Source organism: Microbacterium sp. NPDC079176 (assembly GCF_040686675.1).
Taxonomy (GTDB): Bacteria; Actinomycetota; Actinomycetes; order Actinomycetales; family Microbacteriaceae; genus Microbacterium.
In genome coordinates this window covers 36,613-61,010 of the sequence record NZ_JBFBLM010000001.1, presented here as the reverse complement: position 1 = coordinate 61,010, position 24,398 = coordinate 36,613, and the positions used below count along the sequence as shown (strand labels likewise).

General features: G+C 67.6%; 28 protein-coding genes and 3 tRNA genes. 14 read left to right on the top strand and 17 right to left on the bottom strand.

Annotated elements, in window-relative coordinates; all coding sequences use genetic code 11:
- Positions 1 to 10 precede the first annotated feature (10 nt).
- From AB0P11_RS00305 to AB0P11_RS00290, 4 genes are all read right to left on the bottom strand, one after another.
- Entirely contained in the window at positions 11 to 808 is a 798-nt protein-coding gene (locus AB0P11_RS00305) for a siderophore-interacting protein (protein WP_363518678.1), read from the bottom strand.
- Between the two features lie 127 nt (positions 809 to 935).
- On the bottom strand, positions 936 to 2,240 hold the full coding sequence (locus AB0P11_RS00300) for an LCP family protein (RefSeq protein WP_363518675.1): 1,305 nt from the start codon (positions 2,238 to 2,240) through the stop codon (positions 936 to 938).
- 202 nt (positions 2,241 to 2,442) lie between these two features.
- Positions 2,443 to 2,766 (bottom strand): hypothetical protein, encoded by a 324-nt coding sequence (locus AB0P11_RS00295; protein WP_320489366.1) that lies wholly within the window; start codon positions 2,764 to 2,766, stop codon positions 2,443 to 2,445.
- Between the two features lie 19 nt (positions 2,767 to 2,785).
- Positions 2,786 to 3,034 carry a hypothetical protein gene (locus AB0P11_RS00290; RefSeq protein WP_363518672.1) on the bottom strand — a complete coding sequence of 83 codons (249 nt, stop codon included), beginning with the start codon at positions 3,032 to 3,034 and terminating at the stop codon, positions 2,786 to 2,788.
- A gap of 205 nt (positions 3,035 to 3,239) precedes the next feature.
- Here AB0P11_RS00290 and AB0P11_RS00285 point away from each other — a divergent pair, with 205 nt between their 5' ends.
- Positions 3,240 to 3,653, top strand: coding sequence for a hypothetical protein (locus AB0P11_RS00285; protein WP_363518669.1), 414 nt, complete (start codon positions 3,240 to 3,242; stop codon positions 3,651 to 3,653).
- A gap of 86 nt (positions 3,654 to 3,739) precedes the next feature.
- On the opposite strand, the gene AB0P11_RS00280 is transcribed toward AB0P11_RS00285, so the two are convergent.
- A tRNA-Leu gene (locus AB0P11_RS00280) sits at positions 3,740 to 3,822 on the bottom strand.
- Between the two features lie 271 nt (positions 3,823 to 4,093).
- Between AB0P11_RS00280 and AB0P11_RS00275 the strand changes: the two genes are divergently transcribed.
- Genes AB0P11_RS00275 through pknB form a run of 7 tightly spaced genes read left to right on the top strand, consistent with a single transcriptional unit; the run spans position 4,094 to position 12,987 of the window.
- The gene (locus AB0P11_RS00275) at positions 4,094 to 4,822 is read left to right on the top strand and encodes a DUF3662 and FHA domain-containing protein (RefSeq protein WP_363518666.1); all 729 of its coding nucleotides are present in this window, start codon (positions 4,094 to 4,096) and stop codon (positions 4,820 to 4,822) included.
- The gene (locus tag AB0P11_RS00270) at positions 4,819 to 5,349 is read left to right on the top strand and encodes an FHA domain-containing protein (protein WP_053098272.1); all 531 of its coding nucleotides are present in this window, start codon (positions 4,819 to 4,821) and stop codon (positions 5,347 to 5,349) included. Before AB0P11_RS00275 ends, AB0P11_RS00270 begins: the two co-directional genes overlap by 4 nt.
- Before the next feature lie 7 nt (positions 5,350 to 5,356).
- Positions 5,357 to 6,652: a PP2C family serine/threonine-protein phosphatase gene (locus AB0P11_RS00265; protein WP_053098271.1), complete on the top strand. Its 1,296-nt coding sequence runs from the start codon at positions 5,357 to 5,359 to the stop codon at positions 6,650 to 6,652.
- A complete protein-coding gene (locus tag AB0P11_RS00260; protein ID WP_072590403.1) occupies positions 6,649 to 8,034 on the top strand; it encodes an FtsW/RodA/SpoVE family cell cycle protein in 1,386 nt (461 codons plus the stop codon). The genes AB0P11_RS00265 and AB0P11_RS00260 overlap by 4 nt, the downstream gene beginning before the upstream one ends.
- 1 nt (position 8,035) lies before the next feature.
- Positions 8,036 to 9,490, top strand: a complete 1,455-nt coding sequence (locus tag AB0P11_RS00255) for a penicillin-binding transpeptidase domain-containing protein (protein WP_363518661.1) — start codon at positions 8,036 to 8,038, stop codon at positions 9,488 to 9,490.
- Complete coding sequence (locus AB0P11_RS00250) at positions 9,487 to 11,238, top strand: protein kinase (protein WP_083569241.1); 1,752 nt, start codon at positions 9,487 to 9,489, stop codon at positions 11,236 to 11,238. The genes AB0P11_RS00255 and AB0P11_RS00250 overlap by 4 nt, the downstream gene beginning before the upstream one ends.
- Before the next feature lie 54 nt (positions 11,239 to 11,292).
- Positions 11,293 to 12,987, top strand: coding sequence for a Stk1 family PASTA domain-containing Ser/Thr kinase (pknB, locus tag AB0P11_RS00245; protein ID WP_363518658.1), 1,695 nt, complete (start codon positions 11,293 to 11,295; stop codon positions 12,985 to 12,987).
- Here pknB and AB0P11_RS00240 read toward each other — a convergent pair.
- From AB0P11_RS00240 to AB0P11_RS00230, 3 genes are read right to left on the bottom strand one after another with little or no spacing between them, the layout of a single operon-like run.
- Positions 12,966 to 13,634, bottom strand: a complete 669-nt coding sequence (locus AB0P11_RS00240; RefSeq protein WP_363518655.1) for a gamma-glutamyl-gamma-aminobutyrate hydrolase family protein — start codon at positions 13,632 to 13,634, stop codon at positions 12,966 to 12,968. The genes pknB and AB0P11_RS00240 overlap by 22 nt on opposite strands.
- Entirely contained in the window at positions 13,631 to 13,786 is a 156-nt protein-coding gene (locus AB0P11_RS00235; RefSeq protein ID WP_167947501.1) for a hypothetical protein, read from the bottom strand. The genes AB0P11_RS00240 and AB0P11_RS00235 overlap by 4 nt, the downstream gene beginning before the upstream one ends.
- Positions 13,787 to 13,807: 21 nt before the next feature.
- Positions 13,808 to 14,602, bottom strand: coding sequence for a class E sortase (locus AB0P11_RS00230; protein ID WP_072590401.1), 795 nt, complete (start codon positions 14,600 to 14,602; stop codon positions 13,808 to 13,810).
- Between the two features lie 86 nt (positions 14,603 to 14,688).
- On the opposite strand from AB0P11_RS00230, the gene AB0P11_RS00225 reads away from it, so the two are divergent.
- Entirely contained in the window at positions 14,689 to 14,928 is a 240-nt protein-coding gene (locus AB0P11_RS00225) for a cell division protein CrgA (RefSeq protein ID WP_042541028.1), read from the top strand.
- A gap of 145 nt (positions 14,929 to 15,073) precedes the next feature.
- Here the strand turns inward: AB0P11_RS00225 and AB0P11_RS00220 are convergent, their stop codons facing one another.
- Positions 15,074 to 15,976 carry a rhomboid family intramembrane serine protease gene (locus AB0P11_RS00220; protein ID WP_053098263.1) on the bottom strand — a complete coding sequence of 301 codons (903 nt, stop codon included), beginning with the start codon at positions 15,974 to 15,976 and terminating at the stop codon, positions 15,074 to 15,076.
- Positions 15,977 to 15,997: 21 nt separating this feature from the next.
- Complete coding sequence (locus AB0P11_RS00215) at positions 15,998 to 16,555, bottom strand: peptidylprolyl isomerase (RefSeq protein ID WP_053098262.1); 558 nt, start codon at positions 16,553 to 16,555, stop codon at positions 15,998 to 16,000.
- A gap of 145 nt (positions 16,556 to 16,700) precedes the next feature.
- Here AB0P11_RS00215 and AB0P11_RS00210 point away from each other — a divergent pair, with 145 nt between their 5' ends.
- Both AB0P11_RS00210 and AB0P11_RS00205 read left to right on the top strand, forming a co-directional pair.
- Positions 16,701 to 17,201 (top strand): hypothetical protein, encoded by a 501-nt coding sequence (locus AB0P11_RS00210; protein ID WP_053098260.1) that lies wholly within the window; start codon positions 16,701 to 16,703, stop codon positions 17,199 to 17,201.
- Positions 17,202 to 17,251: 50 nt separating this feature from the next.
- Complete coding sequence (locus tag AB0P11_RS00205; RefSeq protein WP_363518650.1) at positions 17,252 to 17,713, top strand: YbaK/EbsC family protein; 462 nt, start codon at positions 17,252 to 17,254, stop codon at positions 17,711 to 17,713.
- A 1-nt stretch (position 17,714) separates the two neighbouring features.
- Here AB0P11_RS00205 and AB0P11_RS00200 read toward each other — a convergent pair whose 3' ends face one another.
- Positions 17,715 to 18,137: an NUDIX hydrolase gene (locus AB0P11_RS00200; protein ID WP_053098257.1), complete on the bottom strand. Its 423-nt coding sequence runs from the start codon at positions 18,135 to 18,137 to the stop codon at positions 17,715 to 17,717.
- A 189-nt stretch (positions 18,138 to 18,326) separates the two neighbouring features.
- On the opposite strand from AB0P11_RS00200, the gene AB0P11_RS00195 reads away from it, so the two are divergent.
- The 3 genes from AB0P11_RS00195 to AB0P11_RS00185 all read left to right on the top strand — a co-directional run bounded on the left by AB0P11_RS00195 (position 18,327) and on the right by AB0P11_RS00185 (position 20,605).
- Complete coding sequence (locus AB0P11_RS00195) at positions 18,327 to 18,776, top strand: DUF1801 domain-containing protein (protein WP_056275709.1); 450 nt, start codon at positions 18,327 to 18,329, stop codon at positions 18,774 to 18,776.
- Between the two features lie 43 nt (positions 18,777 to 18,819).
- On the top strand, positions 18,820 to 19,935 hold the full coding sequence (locus AB0P11_RS00190; RefSeq protein WP_363518646.1) for a Xaa-Pro peptidase family protein: 1,116 nt from the start codon (positions 18,820 to 18,822) through the stop codon (positions 19,933 to 19,935).
- Between the two features lie 154 nt (positions 19,936 to 20,089).
- Entirely contained in the window at positions 20,090 to 20,605 is a 516-nt protein-coding gene (locus AB0P11_RS00185; RefSeq protein ID WP_363518643.1) for a DUF3253 domain-containing protein, read from the top strand.
- 22 nt (positions 20,606 to 20,627) lie between these two features.
- Here AB0P11_RS00185 and AB0P11_RS00180 read toward each other — a convergent pair whose 3' ends face one another.
- From AB0P11_RS00180 to AB0P11_RS00155, 6 genes are all read right to left on the bottom strand, one after another.
- A complete protein-coding gene (locus tag AB0P11_RS00180) occupies positions 20,628 to 20,909 on the bottom strand; it encodes a hypothetical protein (protein ID WP_056275701.1) in 282 nt (93 codons plus the stop codon).
- Between the two features lie 232 nt (positions 20,910 to 21,141).
- Positions 21,142 to 21,214 (bottom strand) — tRNA-Ala (locus tag AB0P11_RS00175).
- Between the two features lie 26 nt (positions 21,215 to 21,240).
- A tRNA-Ile gene (locus AB0P11_RS00170) sits at positions 21,241 to 21,314 on the bottom strand.
- An 85-nt stretch (positions 21,315 to 21,399) separates the two neighbouring features.
- Positions 21,400 to 22,335: a DUF4097 family beta strand repeat-containing protein gene (locus AB0P11_RS00165; RefSeq protein ID WP_363518639.1), complete on the bottom strand. Its 936-nt coding sequence runs from the start codon at positions 22,333 to 22,335 to the stop codon at positions 21,400 to 21,402.
- A complete protein-coding gene (locus AB0P11_RS00160; protein WP_363518636.1) occupies positions 22,332 to 23,018 on the bottom strand; it encodes a response regulator transcription factor in 687 nt (228 codons plus the stop codon). The genes AB0P11_RS00165 and AB0P11_RS00160 overlap by 4 nt, the downstream gene beginning before the upstream one ends.
- Positions 23,006 to 24,274 (bottom strand): histidine kinase, encoded by a 1,269-nt coding sequence (locus AB0P11_RS00155; protein ID WP_053098246.1) that lies wholly within the window; start codon positions 24,272 to 24,274, stop codon positions 23,006 to 23,008. The genes AB0P11_RS00160 and AB0P11_RS00155 overlap by 13 nt, the downstream gene beginning before the upstream one ends.
- Between the last annotated feature and the right edge of the window lie 124 nt (positions 24,275 to 24,398).

Below are 24,398 nucleotides of genomic sequence, written 5' to 3'. Positions count from 1 at the left end.
GCTTCGGCGCCTACTCGATCTGACCGATGGGCTCGCGCTTCTCGGCCTGGAACTGGTCTTCCGCGCGGCCTCGCGCCCAGTAGGCGGAGATCGACAACGACTCTCTGGGCACCTCGCGCTGCTTCAGCAGGGCCCGAACGGCCTTGATGGTTCCGCGCTCACCGTGCGCGAACACACCGGGGTGCCCGTCCGACCAGGCCAGCTCCGCGAGGACGGCCAGCAGCTCGTCATCGGACTCAGTCCATCGCACTGTCACTCCCGACGGAGCATCGGGAAGGATGCGGTCGCCGGGGTCGGCGACGGTGAGGATGACGTGCCCGACGGCATCCGAGTCCATCGCCTCGAGGGCCGACGAGATCGCCGGGAGCGCGGTGTGGTCGCCGATGAGCAGATGCCACGGCGCTCCCGGCTCGGGCAGGTAGCCGCCGCCCGCGCCGCTGACGACCAGCGTGTCCCCGACCTGTGCACGTCGAGCCCACGGACCGGCGACACCCTCATCGCCGTGCACGACGAAGTCGATGACGAGACGCTGGCGCTCGGCATCCGCTGCTCGCACCGTGTATGTGCGCGGAGTGGGCAGCTTCTCGGGGCTGTGCTCCCGCAGCTGAGCGAGATCGTAGGGAGGGGTGAGCCCGTGGCGAGGATCGGCGAACAGGATCTTGACGTACTTGTCGGTGTAGACGTTGTCGGTGAAGGCCTCGTACCCGTCGCCTCCGGCCGTGATGCGCACGAGGTCGGGGCTGACCTGCTCGACCTGCTGCACGCTGAGCACGGCTTGGCTGGGGTTTCGGCGAGGCTGTTCCGGCATTGCGTCTCCTGACGAAGAGGAAGGGAGTCCTCTCCAGTCTGCCGGTCCTGTTCGGTGACCCGGGCCACTTTCCAATTTGGAAAGTCGTCGTACACCGCGCACGCCACGGAGGCGTGATCGGCGCGCCTCAGGCGGCGCAGAGGTCGGTGTCGGCGCTGCGGTTCACCGCATCCACCGGCCGCGGTGGCACCGGGGTGGCGCGGGGCTGCGAGGTGAGTGCTTCGTAGTCGGCGCCGAGCAGCAGCTGCACGCCGTCGACGTCGCCGACCTGGACGACGACCTGGATGCCGAGCTCTGCGGCGAGCGCCTGCGCCGTCTGCTGGGCGTCAGGGGTGTCTGCGGCCGTGATGGTCGTGAGGTCGACCGGGTCGGCATTGGCGATGCCGGCGACGGTGTATCCGTAGCCCGTCGCGTCATCGGAGACGCGGGACGCCAGACCGCTGACACCGGCACCGTTGAGGATCTGCACGGGCGCGGTGCGCACCGGCGCCTCGGGCTGCACCTCGTCGGTGGTGAGCACGATCGGCACGTCGTCGATCAGCGCCCGGAAGATGACGTCGGCGTCCGCGGTCGGCACGACGCGATTGGGGTCCTCCGGGGCCTCGGTCGTCGGCATGGTGAGGAATGTGACGCTGCTGAGCGGAACATTCGCGACCCGCGCGGCGAGGCCGGCGAGATCGGTCAGGGCTCCGAGACCGGGGTCGACGGTCATCGACGAGGTCACGGCATCGAGGAACGCGTAGAGCCGGTCGGGGCGCACGAGCACGGCGGACTTGGTGGCCTTCTGCACGATCGCCGAGAGCACCATCTGCTGGTGCCCGAGGCGGGCGATGTCGCTCTCCTGGGCGAGCGCATGGCGCGTGCGAGCGAGTGCGAGTGCCTGGTCGCCGTTGATCGACTGGGGGCCGGCGGGCAGGTCGAGGCGTGCGTGCCCGTCCTGCAGCGGCTCCGGCAGGCACACATCGATGCCGCCCATCGCGTCGACCATGCCGATGAATCCCTCGAAGTCCATCTGCACGAAGTGGTCTATCGCGAGACCGGTCAGCTGCTCGACCGCCGCGACGGAGCAGGCCGGGCCGTACTGCAGTGCCGAGTTCAGCATCCCCCAGCCGCCGCCATACGACCCGCGCCCGTTGTCGTCGCACGCCGGCAGGTCGCCGACGGTGTCGCGCGGAAGCTGCACGGCGTCGATGCGGGTGTTGTCACTCGAGATGTGAGCGATCACCATCGCGTCGCTGCGCTCGGTGCCGTCGTCTTCGCCGAAGCCCTCGGACTTGAGCGCCCGGGAATCGGACCCGAGCAGCAGGATGTTCAGATCGCCCGTCGCGAGCTCAGGCTCACTCTCACCGTCGTCCGAGCGGATGGGCGCCGTGGTGACGTTGCCCTGCAGCTGCCCGTAGGCGATGGCGCCCACGGCGACAAGGGCGGCCACGACGGCGACGCTGATCCAGCCGATCACTCGACCGCGCCGACGACGCGGTCGAGACGCGGGTTCGGAGCCTGACGTGACGTCGTTCTGGTCGTCGCTGTGGGGGGAAGCTGGCGATCTCACCTGCTCACACCATCACGAGTGGGGCCTGAGCGCCAACACGTGGAGGCGGCGAGTCCTGCGAGGGTGCTGTGAGCCCGGTCGCTCACACAGTGACATACCCCCGGGAGGAGTCGTCGTGGATGAGGCGGTAGTCGGGCGTGGTGCCCCGCCGGTCGGCCAGGCTCCACACCCGGGTCGCTCGCCCGTCGCCGGCGGACGCGGCGCCGTACTCGAGCACGAGCGCGCTCGGCATCGCCCCGTCGCGGTACTCCCCGACGAAGTAGCGCGGGCTGCCGAGACCACCCGAGTCCACCCGCCCGACGAAACGACCCGAGTCGGTCAGTCGAGGAGGAGTGGCGAGCAGGTCGGCGGGTGTGATGCGCTGGACGGCCTCGTGCTGTGCGAAAGCAGACAGGGAGAGAGGCATGATCGAGTCGATTCGCATCTCAGACCGCCTCCGCCTTCTGATCGCTGCGCGACGATCGTTCGCGAAGGCTCTGAGCCCAGTCCTTCGTGTCGGTGAACCGGTGCTCGTCGAGGTAGGCGCGGATGACATCGTGCACGAGGCGGATCTGTGACTCCGTCCCCATCGCCGCCTGCATCATGTCGACCTTCGGCGCGGGCGCCCCGTCGATGCGCTCGAGCGCCTGGCGGATGATGCGCTCGCGCCCCTCCCGTCCGAGGGACTTCTCCATGGAGGGCGTCTGGCGTGGGTACTCTGGGGCGTGTTCGTGACTCATGCGAGCCTCCTCAGTCAGGGATGGTGGTGTCTCACGGACAGTGGTGCCGGGGCTGCAACCCCGGCACCACGTCGTCTCCCCACCGTATCTTATTTTTAGTCATTAAAAATAAGCGAGGAGTTTCGGCGCGTCGGCCGCACACCGTGAGTAACCTTCATCCATGAGCTTCCACATCGAGCACACCCTCGACGGCCGGCGTGCGAGCACCGGCGCCTACGACTCCCTCGGCGAGGCCGTGATGGCGGCGTTGGGCGTGAAGCGCCCGCCCGTTCTCGTCGTCGACGACTCCGCCGACAGTGGCACCGACGCCGTCGCCGCCGTCCTGAAGAAGGGCGAGGTGCTCACCGCGACACCTGAGCCTGAGTGGTGGGGTCGGGTGAAGAAGGCGTCGCAGGACAAGCTGCTCGCCGGAGGCCGGCTCGATGCCGCCGTGGTGACGGATCTCACCGATGCCGGTGGTGCAGTGGCAGCGACGGCATGGGAGAGCGGCCCCGTCGAGGAGTGGGAGCTGACGCCGGCATCCGACCACGACTGGGTGCGCTTCGAAGCCGCTCGGCGGTCGATCCGAGGCTGAGGCCTCGCCGACACCTCTGCCGATGCATGAGAAAGGCCCGGCTTCCTCGAAAGGAACCGGGCCTGTCTCTCATTCACTGCTCGCTGTGCGCGAGGGGGGACTTGAACCCCCACGTCCATAAGGACACTGGCACCTGAAGCCAGCGCGTCTACCATTCCGCCACTCGCGCGAGTATGTCGGGCTCCGAAGAACTCAACTTCCCAAAGATATCACGCGTTTCGCCCATCGATGAAACCGGCGCCGCCGCGGTCTGCAGGAGTCCGGCACGGATGCCGGACGAGAGGATGTTCTTCGGTCCTGCAGACGTGCCGAGGTCCTGCATCCGGCGCATCCCACTCCCCCACTCCCCCGGAATCTCGGCGTTTTCCCGCCTCGCGAGGGCGTTCACCCAGCACACCTCGCTACGATGTGCCTACCGGTCGGCATGCCAGAGGAGCCCAGTGGGACTACTTGACAGCTTTGAGAAGGGTCTCGAGCGCGCTGTGAACAGCGCCTTCGCGAAGACCTTCCGCAGCGGCATCCAGCCCGTGGAGATCGCTTCCGCCCTTCGGCGCGAAGCGGACACCAAAGCGGCTGTGGTGAGCAGGGACCGCATCATCGCGCCCAATAACTTCGTCGTGCGCCTCAGCACCGACGACGCCGAGCGCATGCAGGGGCTCGGTGGAGCCCTCACCGACGAACTGCACGCGCTTCTCACCAAGCACGCGAAGTCGCAGGGTTACAGCTTCTCCGGCCCGCTCTCGATCTCGCTCGACGGTGACGACAAGATCGCGACCGGCACGGTCAACGTCAGCTCAGGAACCGTCGAGGGGCGCGTCGAGTGGCAGGCCGTGATCGACGTCGACGGCCGTCGCCACTCGCTCACCCGCGCACGCACCGTCATCGGCCGCGGAACGGATGCCGACATCACTATCGCCGACGCCGGATCCAGCCGTAAGCACGTCGAGGTCCTCTGGGACGGAGAGCGCGCCATGATGCGCGATCTCGGCTCGACGAACGGCACCAAGGTCGACGGCCAGAAGGTGCGCGAAGCCGCCCTTCCCTCCGACACCACCCTGACCATCGGACGCACCGACCTGGTGTTCCGCATCGTTCCCGTCGCCACCCCGTCGCGCCCGCCCCGGCCGCGCGACGACGACGCGACCCGCGCGTTCGGGGCCATCTCGTGAGCACACCCAGTGAACTCGTCCTGCTGCTGCTGCGCGTGGGCTTCCTGCTGCTGCTGTGGTTCTTCGTGTTCGGCGTCGTCTACTCGCTGCGCGCCGATCTGTTCGGCATGAAGGTCCGCAAGCTCCCGGCCGAGGTCGCCGCGGCGACTCCCGCTCCGACGCAGTCGCCCGCATCCGCCCCGGCCTCGCGCCCCGCGTCGTCGAAGCCCAGCACCGGTCCCGCCACGGTCGCGACGGCCAAGCGGCTCGTCATCACCTCCGGTCCGAAGGCGGGGCTCGAGCTCCCCCTCGGCAACGAGACGTTGACGATCGGACGCTCCAGCGAATCCGCCCTCGTGATCCGCGACGACTACACGTCCAGTCACCACGCACGTCTGATGCTCCGCGGCGACAGCTGGGCCATCCAGGACCTCGACTCGACCAACGGCACCTTCGTGGCCGGCCAGCGCGTGACCGGCGGTCCCGTCGCCCTCGCCCTCGGCACCCCCATCAAGGTGGGCGCCACGACCTTCGAGCTGCGAGCCTGACCCCGGCATGGTCTTCGAAGGCTCGAGCGCCGCGATCTCCCACACCGGGAAGGTCCGCTCCAACAACCAGGATTCCGGGTACTCCGGGGCGAATCTCTTCGTCGTCGCCGACGGCATGGGCGGTCACGCCGGCGGTGACGTCGCCTCGAGCATCGCGATCCACCGGATGGAGCCGCTCGACCAGCCGTACTCGTCTGTCGACGACGCACAGGCCTCACTGCAGGCCGCCGCGACCACCGCGGCCGGCGATCTGATCCGCGCCGCCAAGGACCGCCCCGAACTCGCCGGCCTCGGCACCACGCTCAGCGCCGTCATCATGGTCGACGACTACGCGGTCATCGGCCACATCGGCGACTCGCGCATCTACCTCTACCGCGACGACGCGGTGACGCAGATCACGGCTGACCATACCTTCGTGCAGCGACTCGTCGACTCTGGCCGCATCACGCCCGAAGAGGCGCGATACCACCCGCGTCGCTCGGTGCTCATGCGCGTGCTGAGCGACATGGACGCCGATCCCGAGCTCGACATGTTCGTGATGCACACCCAGCCGGGCGACCGCTGGCTGCTGTGCTCCGACGGCCTCTCGGGCGTCGTCGACGAGGCGCACATCCTCAAGGCGATGCGCATGGGCATGGCGCCTGGCCGCACGGCCGACAACCTGCTCAAGCAGGCGCTCGACGGCGGAGCCCCCGACAACGTGACGATCGTCCTCGTCGAGGTCGGCGGTCAGCACGCGATGCACTCCGGCACGGCGACGATCGTCGGCTCGGCATCGAACCCCGCCAACGTGACCGTTCCTCCGGTGCGCGCGCCCCGCGGCAACTGGCTGCACCCGGTACGCCAGGCCGCGAACGAGCCCAGCCACTTCGAGCCGGCCCCCGAATACCTCGAAGAGCTCATCGAAGAGGACCGTCGACGCGCCAAGCGCCGCCGTCTCGGATGGATCGCCGGGATGCTGGTGGTCGTCGCGATGCTCGTGTTCGCCGCCTTCGCCGCCTACAGCTGGACGCAGACGCGCTACTTCGTCGGCGCCGACGACGACAGTGTCGTGATCTACCAGGGCGTGCAGCAGAACATCGGCCCGATCACCCTGTCGACGCCGCTCCGCGACACCGACATCCTGCTCGCCAACCTCCCGCCGTACCAGCGTGACTCCGTGGAGCGCACGATCACGGCGCGGTCGTTCTCGGATGCCGAGGCCATCGTCGCGCGACTCCAGGCCGGCGCCGACCGCGTGATCGGCGAGACCCCGCTGCCCACTCCCCTGCCCACCGCGACGCCGACGGAGGACGCAGGATGACCACCGACGTCACGGCCGACACCAGCGTCATCAAGGCCCTCAAGAGAATGCGGATGCCGCAGACGCAGCGCAACCGCGAGTTCTGGCTGCTGCTCTTCGCCGTCGCTCTCAGTGGCGGCGCTCTCACGCTCGTGCAGCTCGGTGCTCTGGGTCTGATCGACCCCATGATCCTGGCGATCGGCGGGGGCCTCGCCGTGCTGGCCTTCGCCGTGCACTTCGTGCTGCGTGCCGTCGCGTCGGCCGCCGACCCGTTCCTGCTGCCGATCGCCACGCTGCTGACCGGCCTCGGCATCGCGATGATCTATCGCATCGACATCGCGAAGTCCCTCACGGGGTGGGACGCCTACTCGACGAAGCAGCTCGCGTGGACGGGCATCTCCCTCGCCGGGGCGATCGCGTGCGTGATCCTGCTGCGCAACTACCGGGTGCTGTTCCGCTACACCTACATCTTCGGCCTCTCCGGCATCCTGCTCCTGCTGCTCCCCTTCGTCCCGGGCCTGCGCATCCCCGATGCGAACGCCCAGGTCTGGGTGTCGCTCGGCGGCATGTTCGCCTTCCAGCCCGGCGAGCTCGCCAAGATCTGCCTCGCGATCTTCTTCGCGGGCTATCTCGTGCGCACGCGGGAGAGCCTGACGTCTGTCGGCACGAAGTTCCTCGGCATCATGTGGCCGCGCATGCGCGAACTCGGACCGGTTCTGGTGGTGTGGGCGATCTCGCTCGGCATCATCGTCATCCAGCGCGACCTCGGAACCGGAACCCTGATCTTCGGCATGTTCGTCGCGATGCTCTACGTCGCGACCGGCAAGACCAGCTGGGTGCTCATCGGCCTCGCCCTCGTGGCTGCGGGTGTCGCGGTGGCGACACAGATCCTCAGCTACGTGCAGGGCCGCTTCGTCAACTGGCTGTTCCTCTTCGACCCTGAGAAGGTCGACCCCGACGGCGCCGGCTTCCAGCCCATGCAGGGCCTGTTCGGGCTGGCGCACGGCGGCCTTCTCGGCACGGGCTGGGGTCAGGGACGCCCTGACGTCACGCCCCTCGCCCACAGCGACTACATCATCACGAGCCTCGGCGAAGAGATCGGCCTGATCGGACTGTTCGCGATCCTCTGCCTCTACATGGTCTTCGTGAGCCGTGGCGTGCGCATCGGACTGGCGGGTCAGGACGACTTCGGCAAGCTGCTCGCCATCGGCCTCTCGTTCACCATCGCGCTGCAGGTGTTCATCATGGTCGGCGGCGTGACGAGGGTCATCCCGCTGACCGGTCTGACCACGCCGTTCCTCGCCGCCGGTGGATCCTCGCTCATCGCCAACTGGCTGATCGTGGCCATCCTGCTGCGCATCTCCGACGGCGTCCGCAGCCAACCCCGGGCGGTGATCGGCTGACATGACCAAAGAACTCCGCCGTCTCAGCATCGTGATGCTGTTCATGTTCCTGTCGCTGTTCGCCGCGACCAGCTGGATCCAGGTCGTCGAGGCCGACGCCCTCGGGCAGAACCCGAACAACAGGCGCACGCTCCTCGACAGCTACGAGATCCAGCGCGGGTCGATCATCGTCGACGACGTCGCGATCGCCTCCTCGACCCCCTCGGACGACCGCTACCAGTTCCAGCGCGTCTACACGGATGCCGCGATGTGGGCCCCTGTCACCGGGTACTTCAACCCGGCGCTGCAGTCGGCGACCGGCATCGAGCGGGCGATGAACGCCGACCTGTCGGGAACGGGATCGAGCGCCTTCTTCGCCGAGATCGAGCGGATCCTCTCGGGTCAGCCCCAGAGCGGATTCAGCGTCGAGCTGACTCTCGACACGGCCGCGCAGCGCGCCGCATACGACGCTCTGCAGGGCCTCAACGGCGCGGTCGTCGCGATCGAGCCGAAGACCGGGCGCATCCTCGCACTGGTGTCGACCCCCGGGTTCGACACCAACCAGCTCGCGACGCACGACGCGGATGCCGCAAACGCGACCTACGACCAGCTCGACGAAGACCCCACGAAGCCCCTCTCGAACCGAGCGATCGCCGGCGACCTCAACCCTCCCGGCTCGACGTTCAAGCTCGTCGTGGCGGCCGCGGCCTACGAGTCGGGCAACTGGACGCCCGACTCGACGCTCCCGAACCCGGCCCGCTATCAGCTGCCCGGCTCGACGAACACGGTCGCGAATGCCTGGGGCGGCACGTGCGGCAGCGGAGACACCGTGTCGATCTCCGAAGCCATCCGCCTGAGCTGCAACATCCCGATGGCCGAGCTCGCCGTCGAGCTCGGCGATGACGCGATCCGCGAGATGGCGGAGAAGTTCGGCTTCAACCGGAGCTTCTCGACGCCGCTCGAATCGACTCCGTCGAGCTACCCGCGTGCCCTCGACGACGCGCAGACCGCCCTCACCGGATTCGGCCAGGGACAGGTCACCGCGACGCCGCTGCAGATCGCGATGGTGGCGGCCGGCATCGCGAACGACGGCGTCGTGATGAACCCCCGTCTGGTCGACACGGTGATCGGCAACGACCTCTCGGTCATCCGTTCGTACGACGACACCCAGTTCGGTCAGACGACCGATGCGACGATCGCCGATCAGATCACGGCGTCGATGGTCGCGAGCGTCTCAAACGGCGCTGCGCAGGGTGCAAGAATAGACGGGGTCGATGTGGCGGGGAAGACCGGCACGACCGAGAACGATAACAAGCCGTACACGTTGTGGTTCACCGGTTTCGCGCCGGCGGACGACCCCGAGGTGGCAGTAGCGGTCCTCGTCGAAGACGGCGGTGGACAAGGGCAGTCAGGATCCGGCGACACCATCGCCGCTCCGATTGCAAAGAAGGTCATAGAGGCGGTGCTGGGCAGATGAGACCGACGCAGGGTGTGTCGTTCGGTGGTCGCTACGAGCTGCAGTCGCGTATTGCGATCGGCGGCATGGGCGAGGTGTGGGAGGCGACGGATCACGTCATCGGTCGCACCGTGGCCATCAAGATCCTCAAGGACGAGTACATGGGGGACCCCGGGTTCCTCGAGCGGTTCCGCGCTGAGGCGCGCCATGCCGCACTCGTCAACCACGAGGGCATCGCGAGCGTCTTCGACTACGGCGAGGAGAACGGCAGCGCCTACCTCGTCATGGAGCTCGTTCCCGGCGAGGCCCTCTCGACCGTGCTCGAGCGCGACGGCGCCCTGAGCGCCGACAAGACCCTCGACATCGTCGCGCAGACGGCATCCGCTCTGCAGGCCGCGCATGCGGCAGGTCTCGTGCACCGTGACATCAAGCCGGGAAACCTGCTGATCACGCCGGACGGCCGCGTCAAGATCACGGACTTCGGCATCGCCCGCATCGCCGACCAGGTGCCGCTGACGGCCACCGGCCAGGTCATGGGCACCGTGCAGTACCTCTCGCCCGAGCAGGCGTCGGGGCACCCGGCGTCACCCGCGACCGACACGTACTCGCTCGGCATCGTCGCCTACGAGTGCCTCGCAGGCAAGCGGCCCTTCACGGGTGAGTCGCAGGTCGCGATCGCGATGGCGCAGATCAACGAGCAGCCTCCGCCGCTGCCGCCGACCGTGCCGATCCCGGTGCAGAACCTCGTCATGGCGATGATCGCCAAGAAGCCCGCCGACCGCCCGTCGTCGTCGGCGACCGTCGCACGCGCCGCCCAGGCTCTGCGCCGAGGCGATCTGAACTCCGCGGCCATCGCGGTGCCGGCCATCGCGACCGGCGGTGTCGCCTCCGACGACGCCACCCGGCTGCTCACCGCATCGGGCGACGACGGCACGACGCGCATCCTCCCCACGACGGCCCAGCTGCCCACCGGCGAGCAGGCCGAGGAGGAAGCCGAGAAGAAGAAGAAGCGCAGCCCCTGGACGTGGCCGCTGATCGCTCTCATCGCACTGCTCGTGATCGTGCTCGGTGGAACCGTGTTCGCCCTGATGAATCAGGGCGACCCCGATCCCGAGCCGACCCAGTCGGAGACCGTGTCGCAGACCCCGAAGCCGACACCGACCGAGACCGAGACGCCCGAGCCCGAGCTCGTGGACGTCGATGCTCTCGGTCTCGTGGGGATGCAGTGCGATGCCGCGCAGACCGCTGCCGTCAACGCCGGACTCCAGGCCGAGTGCGTGGTGGGCAACACCATCGCTCCCAACGCGAACCAGGTCGGCACGGTCGAGTCCGTGCAGCCCGGCGGCAACGTTCCCGAGGGTACGGCCATCACGCTGACGACCTTCAAGGAGCAGGTGAAGGTGGGCAAGCCCTCGGGCACCCCGACCATCGCCGGCACCGCCACCGAGGGCGAGCCCGTGACCCTCAACTGGCCGAGCTTCGAGTGCCCCTCGGGCACCCCGGCGCGATCGGCCTTCGAGGTGACGCTCACCAACGCGACGTTCTCCGGCGGCAACGCCGGCGAGTCCATCCGCAGCTTCGGACCCAGCGTGCTCTCGACGCAGATCGTGCCCGGCACGGCCGGACAGTCGATCACCGCCACGTTCCGCGTCTTCTGCGGCAGCGACATGCCGTCCGAGCAGTCGGATGCCATGCCGGGCGTCGTCATCCTGCCCGCCGCGCCGGGCGCCGATGAAGGCGACGCAGACGGCGGAGACTCAGGCGAATAACCCGCTCCCGCCGTAGGCTGGAGCATCCACAAGGTCGTATCAGGGGGTCACTACGTGTCGACAGAGCCACGCGTTCTCGCGGGTCGCTATCGCGTCGACGAGCTCATCGGGCACGGCGGCATGGCGAAGGTGTACCGCGGGTACGATCTGACGCTCGGTCGTGCGGTGGCGATCAAGATCCTCGACCCCGAGCTGGCACGCGACAACGCGTTCCGCACGCGATTCCGTCTCGAGGCCCAGTCCGCGTCGCGCATGTCGCACCCGTCGATCGTCCGCGTCTACGACGCCGGCGACCCCTCGACGACCGACAGCAGCACGGATGAGCCTCCGTACATCATCATGGAGCTGATCAGCGGCACGCTGCTGAAGGACATCATCGCCAAGGGCCCGGTGCCCGTCGACGACGCCGTGCGCTATGTCGACGGCATCCTCGAAGCGCTGGACTACTCGCATCGTGCGGGTGTCGTGCACCGCGACATCAAGCCGGGCAACGTGATGGTGACCGACAAGGGCCAGGTCAAGGTCATGGACTTCGGCATCGCCCGAGCCGTGTCCGACTCGTCATCGACGGTCGCCGAGACCACCCAGATCATCGGCACCGCGGCATACTTCTCACCCGAGCAGGCCAAGGGCGAACCGGTCGACGCACGCGCCGACCTCTACTCGACCGGCGTCGTGCTCTATGAACTGCTCACCGGCCGTCAGCCGTTCCGCGGCGAATCCCCCGTGGCCGTCGCCTACCAGCACGTGAGCGAGACTCCGGTCCCTCCGACCGAGGTGAACGAGGACTCCCCCGGCGCGCTCGACCCGATCGTCCTGCGCGCGCTGGCCAAGGATCCTTACCAGCGATACCCGGATGCCGCGCACTTCCGCGCTGCGCTCGACTCGGCGGTCTCCGGCCACGCGCCGAGCCGCAAGGAGCTCGGCGCGCTCACGAGCGAGCTGTACGGACCGAATCCGCGTGCCGCGCAGGAGACCGCCCGGTCGCTCCGCCAGCTGAGCACCGACACCACCATGGCTCGCACGCAGTCTGGTCCGCCCGTCGCGTGGATCTGGGCGGGTGTGGCACTGCTCGCCGTGCTTCTCGCCTCGGTGCTGTTCTGGGTCTGGACACTCAGCATGCGCCCGGACGACGTGCCGTCGAGCTCGCGCGTGGTGCCTGATCTCGTCAACGTCTCGTCCGAGCGCGCCCAGGATGATCTCGGCAAGCTCGATCTCACCTCGAAGCTGGTGCTCGAGTCCAGCAACGACGTCGTCGAGGGCAACGTGACCCGCACAGACCCTGCGTCCGGCACCGCCGTCAGCGAGGGCGATTCCGTGACGGTCTACGTGTCCTCCGGCAAGGAGACGGTCGTCGTCCCGATGCTCGAGGGCCTGTCTCTGACGGCCGCCAAAGACGCACTCGCGGCGGCAGGGCTCGAACTGGGCACGGTCATCCAGCGCAACGACAAGGGGCTGGCGGCCGAGACGGTGATGGAGGCCAGCGAGGCGGCCGACACCGAGGTCGCACCGCAGACCATCGTGAATCTCGTCGTCGCGAGCGGCCGGGTCACCCTCACCGACGTCACCGGGTGGACGATGGAAGCGGCTCAGGCTGAGCTCGAACGCATCGGCCTCACGCCCAGTCCGGTCGAGCTGATCGACTGCACGCCGACCGAACCGCCCACCGTGTCATCGATGTCGGCCGCGCCGGGAGACGTGGCGATCGGCTCGACGGTCGAACTGCGCTACTGCGTCGCCGCCGGCTGATCCCCACGAGCGTCGGGGCCCGACAGCGGGTGCAGTGCCGCTGAGCGTGCCACGGCATGTGCGTCGCCGCACAGTTCGAGCCAGTTGGCGAGCAGACGGTATCCGCCTTCGGTCAGCACGCTCTCGGGGTGGAACTGCACCCCGAGTATGGGCAGACGGATGTGCTCCAGTGCCATGACGGTGCCGCTCGCGGTGCGCGCTGTGACGGCCACGTCACCCGGAAGGTCGGTCTCCGCGAGAGCGAGGGAGTGATATCTGCCCGCGTCGAACGGCGACGGGATGCCGGCGAAGAGCGCTGATCCGTCGTGCGTGACCGGCGACACCATGCCGTGCATCAGCTCAGGCGCCTCTGAAACGGTGGTGCCGAACGCGGCGCCGATCACCTGATGCCCCAGGCAGACGCCGAGAAGTGGCATCCGGATCCTCGCGGCGAGCCGCACGGCGTCGACGGAGACGCCGGCATCGTCAGGGGTGCCCGGGCCGGGAGAGAGCAGCAGCGCGTCGAAGTCCGGCAGCATCACCGCGAGTTCAGCGGCATCGATGGTATCCGCCTCGATCAGCGCGACGTCGGCACCGAGCTCGCGCAGGTAACCCACGAGCGTGTGCACGAAGCTGTCGTGGTTGTCCACGACGAGCACGCGGGTCATTCGAGGTCGACCTCGCCCGGGGTGATCAGCGGGCTCACCCAGGGGAAGACGTACCAGAAGAGCCCGTAGAGCACCGCTGCGACGAGCACGAGGAGGATGAAGAGCTTCAGCCACCACGGGCCGGGGAGGATGCGCCAGAGTGCGGCGTACATGGGTCGTCTCTTTCCGTTCGGCTAGATCGACGGCGCGGCCGGCGGAGGCGGTGGATCGGTGAGCGCGGCGGGCGGACCCTCGGCGCGGGGCTGGAAGCTCTCGTACACGCCGTAGGCGACGATGCGCTCGGCGAGGGAGTACAGCGGCGAACAGGCGGTCAGCGTGATGTACTTCTCCCCCGTCGCGACGCCGGGCATCTGCGGCACATCGAGCAGCACGTCCGTCTGCGTGGGCTTGACGTACTCCAGCGTCCGGAAGCGGTACGTGAACCATCCGTCAGGCGTCTCGACGACGATCGCGTCGCCGACCTGGAGCTTGTCGAGCTGGTTGAAGGGCTTGCCCCAGGTGGTGCGGTGGCCGGCCATCGCGAAGTTGCCGACCTCACCGGGCATCTTCGAGTCGGTGTAGACGCCGATCCCGAGCTTGTCGAGCGTGCGCGCGCGCGTCGTACCGCCGTAGATGCCGACGTTGTACTCGGCACCGAAGCGCGGCACGTGCATCTGGCCGAGAAGCTCGGTGTCGGCCGGAGCGGCGGGGATCACGGGCTCGAAGACTGTCGCTCCGTCGTCGGTCTCGACGACCGGTGGGAGCTCGGGAGTGGGTGCGTTGGCCCATTCCTGCGAGACCGCCGCACCCTCTTCGTTCTTCTGGGCCGCGATGATGATGTCGCCGATCCACATCTGCCACGCGACGAAGAGAAGCACGATCACTCCGCCCGTGAGCAGCAGCTCGCCGAGCACGCTGGTGAAGGTCGCGCGCGACCGGGGGCGGCGGCGGTGTGCACGTCGCTCCCCCGAGACGACGGATGCAGTCATGGCGACATGCTATCCGCCAGACCTGTACTCCCGCCCTGCGGCCCTGGTTTTCCGCGCGATATGACACTCTTGGGTACACTGTGGGAATGGCACGCGACCGCAAGACCGAAGAACCCGAAGCTCCGCGCAGCGAAGGCGAAGCCGCACCCAACGCCGTGTGGTTCAAGCCGGTGATGGTCGGCTTCATGCTCCTCGGTCTCGTGTGGATCCTCGTGTTCTACATCTCGGGCATGCAGTTCCCGATCCCGGGGCTCGACAACTGGAACCTTGCGATCGGCCTGGGCATCGCCCTGATCGGCTTCCTGATGACCACACGCTGGCGCTGACGCCCGCCCCACCGATTTCGAAGAAGGCCCCTCTCGCGCTGGCGAGAGGGGCCTTCTTCTGAGTTATCCACAGGTTATCCCCAACATGGGGAGAATTACACAGATGTTATTCACATCGGTTAACAACCCTGTTAACAACTTCTGATCAGGAGTAAACCGTCGTGATCAGGAACGGTACCAACAGGGCGACGATCAGGACGAGCGCGACAACGACGGCAACAAGCAGCACGATCTGTAGCGTCCGCTGCTCACGCCGTCGGGTCCTCGTGAGGATGAACGCCACGAGCGCACCGACGATCGCCCCGCCGAGGTGCGCCTGCCAGGCGATGTTCTGAGAGAACACGAAGCCGACGACGAAGTTGATGCCGAGGATCACGAGGATGCCGGTCACGTTCGCGCCGATGTGCCGTCCGATGATCAGCAGGGCGGCCATCAGGCCGAAGATCGCACCGGAGGCGCCCACCGTCGCGGTTCCGGGCGCGAGCAGTGCGACGGCGACGGAACCGCCGAGTCCGCTGATCAGGTACAGCGACAGGAAGCGGATTCGGCCGAGCATCGGTTCGAGACTCTGACCCAGCATCCACAGCGCCAGCATGTTGAGCGCGAGATGCAGGAAACCGCCATGCACGAACACAGCCGTGAGAAGCCGCCACGGTTCGAACGGCATGAGCGACAGATCCGGATACAGATAGCCCGCCGCGAAGAGCAGCTGGCCCGTGATCGCCTGGCCCACTCCCGGGATGAGCTGAAGGAGCCCGATGAACGACGTGATCGCCAGCAGCGAGTACGTGACGACGGGCTTGCCGCTGCCACGCGAGGCGAGTGCGGCGCCGCGCCCGCCCCAGCGACGCTCGGCGCGCTTCTGGGCGGGACTGCGGTTCTTTCGCTCTGCGGCCATGCACTCGGGGCAGATGACCCCGACAGCCGCCTGCGTCTGGCATTCGGGGCAGATCGTGCGCAGGCACCGCTGACAGAGCACGAAGCTCTGCCGATCCGGATGCCGGTAGCAGAAGTTGTCGCGGTTGTCCGCGAACTCAGGCGTCGTCATCCGGATCGGCCAGCGTCGGCGTCAGGCCGCGACGATGTCGATCGACTGCAGCACGACCGGCTCGATGGGACGGTCGCCCGCAGCCGTCGGCACAGCGGCGATCGCGTCGACGACAGCCTTGGAGGCGTCATCGGCGACCTCGCCGAAGATCGTGTGCTTGCCCTGGAGCCAGGGGGTGGGGTCGGTCGTGATGAAGAACTGCGAGCCGTTGGTTCCCTCGGCCTTGCCCGTGATGGCGTTGCGACGCAGACCGGCGTTGGCCATGGCGAGGATGTAGGGCTCGTTGAAGTTGAGCTCCATGTTGATCTCGTCGTCGAAGTTGTATCCGGGGCCCCCGACGCCCTGTCCGAGCGGGTCGCCGCCCTGGATCATGAAGTTCGGGATGATGCGGTGGAAGATGACGTCCTTGTAGAGAGCACCCTCGCCCGGCTTGCCGGTGGCGGGGTGCGTCCACTCCTGGGTGCCGTCGGCGAGGCCGACGAAGTTCTTGACCGTCTTCGGAGCGTGGTCGCCGAAGAGGTTGATGACGATGTCACCGTGGTTGGTGTGCAGGGTTGCGACATGAGAAGCGTGAGCCATGGGTCCATTCTCGCAGAGCTTCCCATGAGTTGGCCCGCGTCTAGCGCTCATCGGCCTCCGACGCAAGGGTTCGGCGATTCCCTCGCCCCATACACGGTCGCGTGGCAAGATGGGGAATCCGTACTCCAATCGACAGGAGAGCATCGTGAGCATCAGCCGCAAGCGGAAGAAGGAGCTGCGTCGTCTTCAGAACGACGCCAACCAGCTCTGGGAGAACCAGCAGGTCCTCGTCGGCCACGCCGCCGACGTCGCGCGTGAAGCCGGACGTCAGCTCGGCCACTTCGGTCGCGAGCAGGTCGGTCCTGTCGTCCAGGACACCTACAACCGTCGCGTCGCACCGGTCGTCGACCGCGGCGTCCGCTTCGGTCACCACGTGGTGGACGACAAGGTCGTCCCCATCGTCGGCGGAGTCGTCGGCACCGCGCTCACCGCGTGGGATGTCGCGAACGCCAAGCGCGAAGGCGTCGTGAAGAAGGTCAGGAAGGCCACTCAGCCCGAGCCGAAGGGCCCGAGCGTCGGTTCGGTCATCGCCCTGATCCTCGGAGTCGCCGCAGCGGCCGGCGTTCTCTACGCCGCGTGGCAGGCACTGCGCGCAGACGACGAGCTCTGGGTCGCCGACGACCCGCTCTCCGCACCTGACGCGTGACCTCGACATCGGAGCCCCCGGCCACTGAGCCGGGGGATCTCCATGCCCGGGTGAGGGACGCCGCAGCGGCTCGCGGACTCGACATCGAGATCCGCGAGCGTCCTGCCGCCCGCAGTCTCTTCGAGGCGGCTGAGCTGCTCGGCATCCCTCCCTCCGGCATCGTCAAGACGCTCGTTGTCAAGCGTTCGGATGACACGTATCTCTTCGCGCTGGTTCCCGGCGGCAGATCGATCTCGTGGCCGAAGCTGCGTGCGGTCGTCGGAGTGAACAAGCTCCGCCTGCCCGAGCCGGATCTCGCCCTCGCGGCGACCGGCTACGAGCGCGGAACAATTGTGCCCATCGGCAGCACCACGGACTGGCCGGTCTTCGCCGACGAGTCGATCGTCGGGCAGCGGATCGCCATGGGTGCCGGCGCTCACGGCTACAGCCTCTTCGTCGATGCCGATGACCTCATCGCCGCGTACGGTGCCACAGTCGCCGACATCTCGGTGCCCGAAGAGACCCGCGACTGAGTCAGAGGATGCCGGCCATCCTCAGGGCGATGTCGACCAGCTTGACCCTCTGCAGTTCCTTCACGGCTTTCAGTGGGAACCACTCAGCCATGTCGGTCGAGCCATCGGCCTCGAACGTCAGCTTCCCGCCCGTCACCGACGCCCGGTAGACGATGCGCAGGGTATGCAGAGGCTGATCCGACTGGTTCACCCGCTGGCTCGCCGGGATCACCCTCGAATGGATGCCCAGCAGCTCGCCGACCTTGACCGTGTAGCCGGTCTCCTCGCGCAGCTCACGCCGCACGGCGTCCTCGGGAGCCTCACCCGGTTCCAGCCCTCCGCCGGGCATCGTCCATGCCACTCGACGACCCTCGGTCCAGCGCGCGAGAAGTATGCGACCGTCGTCATCGGTGACGACCGCGTATGCCGCGACCCGCATATCCATGCGTCCACCATAGTGGCCGGGGTTCAGCCAGGGTACGCGCGTGACGATCCTGGACGAAACCTCGCCTCGAGAGGCGTCCGGCTCGTCACGCTCGACCCCGAGACATCGATCACGAATCAAGAAGCACAGCAGTGCGCCGCATCCGTAGTGTGAGATTCATCGCAGATCACACAGTGAAAGGAGTCGGCCATGGCTGACAACGAGAAGAACTTCAGTGCCGAAGAGCGCGAGGCGATGAAGGAGGCCGCGGCCGACAAGCGCAAGTCTCGGTCGCGTGCCAAGAAGACCCCGGAAGAGGTGCGGGCCGAGGGTGTCGCAGACCTCGAGGCGGCGATCGCGAAGCTTCCCGATGACAACGATCGAGAGCTGTCGAAGGCGCTCCACGACCTCGTGACCGAGGTCGCTCCCGAGCTCATGCCGCGGACGTATTACGGCATGCCCGCTTGGGGCAAGGACGGCAAGGTGCTCTGCTTCTTCCAGCCGGCCAGCAAGTTCAAGGTCAGGTACGGCACGTTCGGTTTCGAGCCGATCTCGAACCTCGACGACGGCACGATGTGGCCGACCGCATACGCGCTGCTCGATCTCTCTGCCGCGAACCGCAAGGTTCTCACCGAGCGCATCCGCCTCGCCGTCAGCTGAGTCGCCGTTCCCGGGGAACGGCCGGCGCAGTAGCGTGGATGCCGTGAGCACACTGCCGTTCCCCGCCTCCGTGTACGCCGCTCGACTCGACCGCGCAGCAGCGCTTGCCGCTGACGCCGGTCTCGACGGGATAGTGGTGGGTCCTGGCCCTGATCTGGAGTATCTGGTCGGCGTCGAGGGAGACACGATCGAGCGCCTCACCGCACTCGTGCTCGGACCCGGCATCGCTCCCACCGTCATCGTGCCGCGCATGGAGTTGGCGAAGGTCAGGACCACGGCGGTGGGTGAGCTCGGCCTCGCCGTCTCCGACTGGGTCGACGGACAGAATCCCTACGACCTCGTGGCCGCCGCCCTGGGCGCAGTCACGCGAGTGGGAGTTTCAGACGCTCTGCCGGCGTTGCACGTGATCCCGCTCTCCGATCGGATCGACGTGCGCGTCGAGCTCGCCACCCCGGTGCTGCGTGAGGGCCGCATGATCAAGGATGCAGAAGAGGTCGCCGAGCTCCGGCGTGCCGGCTCCGCGATCGACGCCGTGCATCGTCGAGTGCCCGAGTGGCTGCGGGCGGGGCGCACCGAGCGAGAGGTGGCGGCCGACATCGCCGAGGCCATCGTGGCCGAGGGCCACCGCACCGTCGAGTTCGTCATCGTCGGCTCGGGACCCAACGGCGCGGATCCCCACCACGAGGTGTCCGACCGCGTGATCGAGGACGGAGACGTCGTCGTCGTCGACATCGGCGGCGCCGTGCCGAGCGGCTACAACTCCGACAGCACCCGCACCTACGTGGTCGGCACACCCGACAGTGAAGCCGCCGATCGCATCGCCGTGCTCGTCCGCGCTCAACAGGCCGCTGTCGACGCCGTGCGCCCCGGCGCGACGGCCGAGGCTGTCGATGCCGCGGCGCGGTCCGTACTCGCCGAGGCGGGGCTCGGCGAGGCCTTCCTGCACCGCACGGGTCACGGCATCGGCGTCTCGGTACACGAAGAGCCCTACATCGCGCCCGGCAACGATCTCGTGCTGCGTGAGGGCATGGCGTTCAGCATCGAGCCCGGGATCTACTTCGCCGGCCGATGGGGCGCACGCATCGAGGACATCGTCGTCGTGACCGCCGACGGGTGCGAGCGTCTCAACGTCGCCCCGCACGACCTGCGCGCCGTCTGACCTCCGAGCGAGAGCCGTTCGAAAGGAGATCCGCACACGGGAGGGCGCTTGCCCGTCGACTCGTCCTCCGCAGCGCAGATCTCCTCCCGATCGGGGGTACCCAGGTGCGGTCAAGCCCCTGGTCGACCTGATCATGGTCGGATTGACTGGCTGCATGACCTCGGACGACAGCGCGAACGGCGGCGGTGCGAGCGGTCCGGAGCGCACGCCCGACGGTCATCATGTCGTCATCGAGGGCCGGCGTTGGCGCGCGACCGACCCCTCGATCCCCGAGACGTTCCGCCAGGAGCTGGTCAACGAGCTGATGGCTGCGCGGCGCGCGGTGAAGGCGCAGGAGCCGGACGCACGACGTCGGGTGCAGGACGCGAAGACCGCGCTCGGGGAACGAGGGGCGCCCTGGTGGGAGGACCGCACCGGCGACGACTTCGACGAGAGGATCGCGGCCGCGATGCGCGCGCTCATCCGCAAGCGGGGCGAGTCTTCGATCTGTCCGAGTGACGTCGCCCGGACTGTGGGCGGGGACTCGTGGCGCTCGACCATGTCGGATGTCCGCCGAATCGCGGCTGCACTCGCCGAGCGCGATGAGATCGTCGTGACGCAGAAGGGCGAGAAGGTGTCCATCGACGACGCCAGAGGACCGGTGCGGATGATCCGCGGGCCGAACCTCTGATCACCCGCTCAGACGCGTGGAGTCAGAGCTCGTCGTAGAAACCGGTGTACGGGAAGTCGACGTCACCGGTATCGCGGGGGTCATATGCCACAGTCGCCACACTGATCGTCACTTGCGTCGTTGGGGTGATGAGCACGCTTACTGCCCGGTTGCCGACGACGACCATGTCGACGAAGGTGCCGGCGGTCTTCGTGGCTGACTCGATACGTTCTCGCAGATCATCGATGTTCTGATCCTGGGCGAGTAAGTAGCTCGATCCATCGAACACGATCTCGGTCTGGATCATCGTCTTCCCGTCGGTCATGCCAGCACGCTACGCCCTCGACCTGAGAATACGGAGGGGGGTTGATATCTAGGAGGTCTAGTGAGAGGCGGGCGCCTCATCGCCCTCGTTGTTAACAGGTCCATCCACAGCTGTGCACTCAGATGGCACCGCGCGAGCAGTTGTTAACAGGGTTGTTAACACCTGTGGAGACATGCGAAAACGAGAAGGCCCCGCACATGGCGGGGCCTTCTCGAACTGTCTCAACACAGTGTGGAGCCTAGGAGATTCGAACTCCTGACATCCTGCTTGCAAAGCAGGCGCTCTACCAACTGAGCTAAGGCCCCGTGAGGGTATTCATTTAGTTGAGGAGTGGGCCCACCAGGACTTGAACCTGGGACCTCTTCATTATCAGTGAAGCGCTCTAACCGCCTGAGCTATGGGCCCGTCAACCTCCGAAACTTTACCGGAGATTTCCCGAAATACCCAATCGAGGGCGAGGGCACCGGCGCGCCCTCGCCCTCGATCGGAATCAGCGGCCCGGACGGATCGTCACACTGCCTGCCGCAAGTGTGACGTCGATCGTGTTCCGGGTGCCGGATGACTGATCGACCTTCGCGTCGAGCGATCCGGCGCTGACGTCCTGGATGATCGAGTACGACTCATCCGGAACCGTGAGATCGACCGAGCCCGCGCTCACGTCGATCGTCGTCTCAGACGGTGCCCGGCCCGTCAGCTCGACGGTGAGGTCGCCCGCCGACACACTGAGATCGGCCGCGTCGACGCCGTCGAGCATCGCATCGGCACGACCCGCGCTCATGTCGATGCTGAGGCTGCTCGCCGCACCTTCGACATCGAGCGCACCGGCGTTGACCGTGACGTCGAGGGCACCGAAGTCTCCGACCACATCGAGACTGCCCGCATCGAGAGTGAGGTCGGCATCGAGCTGCGCGTCGCTCAGCTCTTCAGGCAGGGTCAGCACCGCCGACTGGTCGTCGCCGAACCACTCGCCGAACCACCATCCGAAGCGGAACTCCGGGCTGCGGACGATCAGCTCGTCGCCCTCGCGTTCGAGTCTCCAGGCAGGACCGCGAGCGTTCGTCACTGCCAGCTCGGCCCCATCGACGTCACCGAACTCGATGCGCATGTTGCCGGCATCCACGTCGAGGTCGAGCGTGTCGATGCCGGACGCATCCTCGGTCAGCACGGCGTCGCTGCCCTGAGTGGAGGCCATCATGCTGCCGGTGGCGGCGACAGCCGCCGACCCGCCCGCTCCGAGAAGCGCGATGCCTCCGACGATCGCCGTGACGATCATGATCGCCGTCGTCCCCGAAGAGCGGCCGGCATCGGCCGGTGCCGCCTGCGCCTGCGCGGGCGCCGGTGTGGGCTCCTGTCCCTGCGGCGCGGATGCCGGCGGGGGAGTAAGGGGCGTGTGCCCGCCCTGGTAGTCGTCGTTGTTCGTGGTCATCGTCCCAGTCCTGTCTGTCCGGTCGGCATCGAGCCGCCCGTGTTCTCGATGTGTGCCAGGGCCGCCAGCACGCGTCGGTTGCCCGACTCGCCCTGTTCGAAGCCCAGCTTCTGGAAGATCGCGGTGATGTGCTTCTCGACGCTCGCCTCCGAGAGAAAGAGCAGACCGGCGATGGCCTGGTTCGACTTGCCCTCGGCGATCAGTGCGAGCACGGTCCGTTCGCGCTCGGTGAGACGCTGCATCCGGTCGTCGCGGTTGCGGCGGGTGAGCAGCTGAGCCACGACCTCGGGGTCGAGCACGGTGGCACCCTCGGAGATCCGCTGCACGGAGGCGAGGAACTCAGAGACGTCGGCGACCCTGTCCTTGAGCAGATATCCCAGGGGCCCTCCCTGTGCGGCGATGAGGTCCGACGCATACCGCTCCTCGACGTACTGAGAGAGCACGAGCAGCGGAAGCGCGGGGTTGGTGTCCCGGAGTCCGAGCGCCGCGCGGATGCCCTCGTCGGTGAAGGTCGGGGGGAGCCGTACGTCGAGGATGCACAGCTCGGGATCCGTCTCGATGACGGCCTCGCTGAGACCGCTGGTGTCGGGAAGAGCCGCGACCACACTGTGCCCGGCGTCCTCGAGCAGTCGCACGAGTCCCTCGCGCAGCAGGACGGAGTCCTCGCAGATCAGGATGCGCATGGCACGTTCACCTCCAGGCTGGTCGGTCCGCCGACGGGGCTCTCGAGGCGGAAGGTTCCGCCCGCTGCGAGGATGCGATTCGCGATGCCGTCGAGGCCTCCGCCGGGCTGCACCTGGGCGCCGCCCATGCCGTTGTCCTCGACGCGAGCCCAGAGCACCCCTCCGTCGCGGAGGCGGACAGTGACACGCGCCTCGCTGGCCCGCGAATGCTTCGCGGCGTTGGTGAGCGACTCGGCGATCGAGAAGTAGACAGCGGCTTCGGCCTCGCGGCTGCAGCGGCCGTCCATGCGCACATCGAGATGGACGGGGATGTGCGAGCGGCCGGCGAGGGCGGACAGCGCCGCGTCCAGGCCCCGGTCGTCGAGGACCGATGCATGGATGCCACGGGCCAGCTGACGCAGCTCGGTGATCGCGGCCTTGGTCGAGGTGTGCGCCTCGGCGATCAGCTCCTTCGCGGCATCCGGGTCGTTGTCGATCTTCTGCTGGGCGAGCCCGAGGGTCATGCCCACCGATACGAGTCGCGGTTGGACGCCGTCGTGCAGGTCACGCTCGATACGTGTGCGTTCGACATCCGCGGCACGTACAGCGCCCTCACGCTGAGCAGTGCTGGTGCGCACTCGCTCGGTGAGCTCGGCCTCGCGGCTGCGAACGACGATGGCGAGTGAGAGCACGCGGTTGAGGAGCGCCAGTCCGATCATTCCGGCGAGGCACGCGGCGACTCCGAGGATCCCGATGAGCGGTGCCCACGCGGGGTCGATGCCGCCCCCGCCGAACGGACCCATCACGGCATCCGTTCCCGTGAGAGGAGCGAACGAGATGGCGATCGACCAGACGAGGCCGAAGGCGAGCCGCAGCACGATCCAGCCGAGAACGGCGGTGATCGCGAAGTTCGCGAGGGCCCTCCACATGCGGCCGTCGATGGCCTGGCGGCCGAGCGAGCGGAGCCAGCCCGCGAACCCGGGGCGATCCCGAGGGCGCCATCTGAGCGGCGTGATGGGCGACCTGTAGAGAGCGCTGACTCGCGCGACCTCGAACCAGCCGACGCCGAACAGGGCGTACACGAGCCCGACGAGCAGCACGATGCCGACGCCCGCCGCGAAGAGCAGGCCGAGGCCGGTGCCGAGGAGTCCGGAAAGAGTCGCGAAGATGAAGCCGCCGATGACTCCGATTCCCGCGAGATGCAGGATAGAGAGCACGATGCGCAACGGCGGCTTCGTGGCCGTCGCCGGTGGTGGCGTGGCAGTGTGTGTCGTCATGGTTCAAAGGTACGGCGGCCCCGATCCGGCCGACACCGAGGCAACCGGAGACCCGGGTTCGGGTTTTCCCTACTCCGTCGGAGAACAGAAGAGGGGCGGATGCTGTTCGCATCCGCCCCTCCTC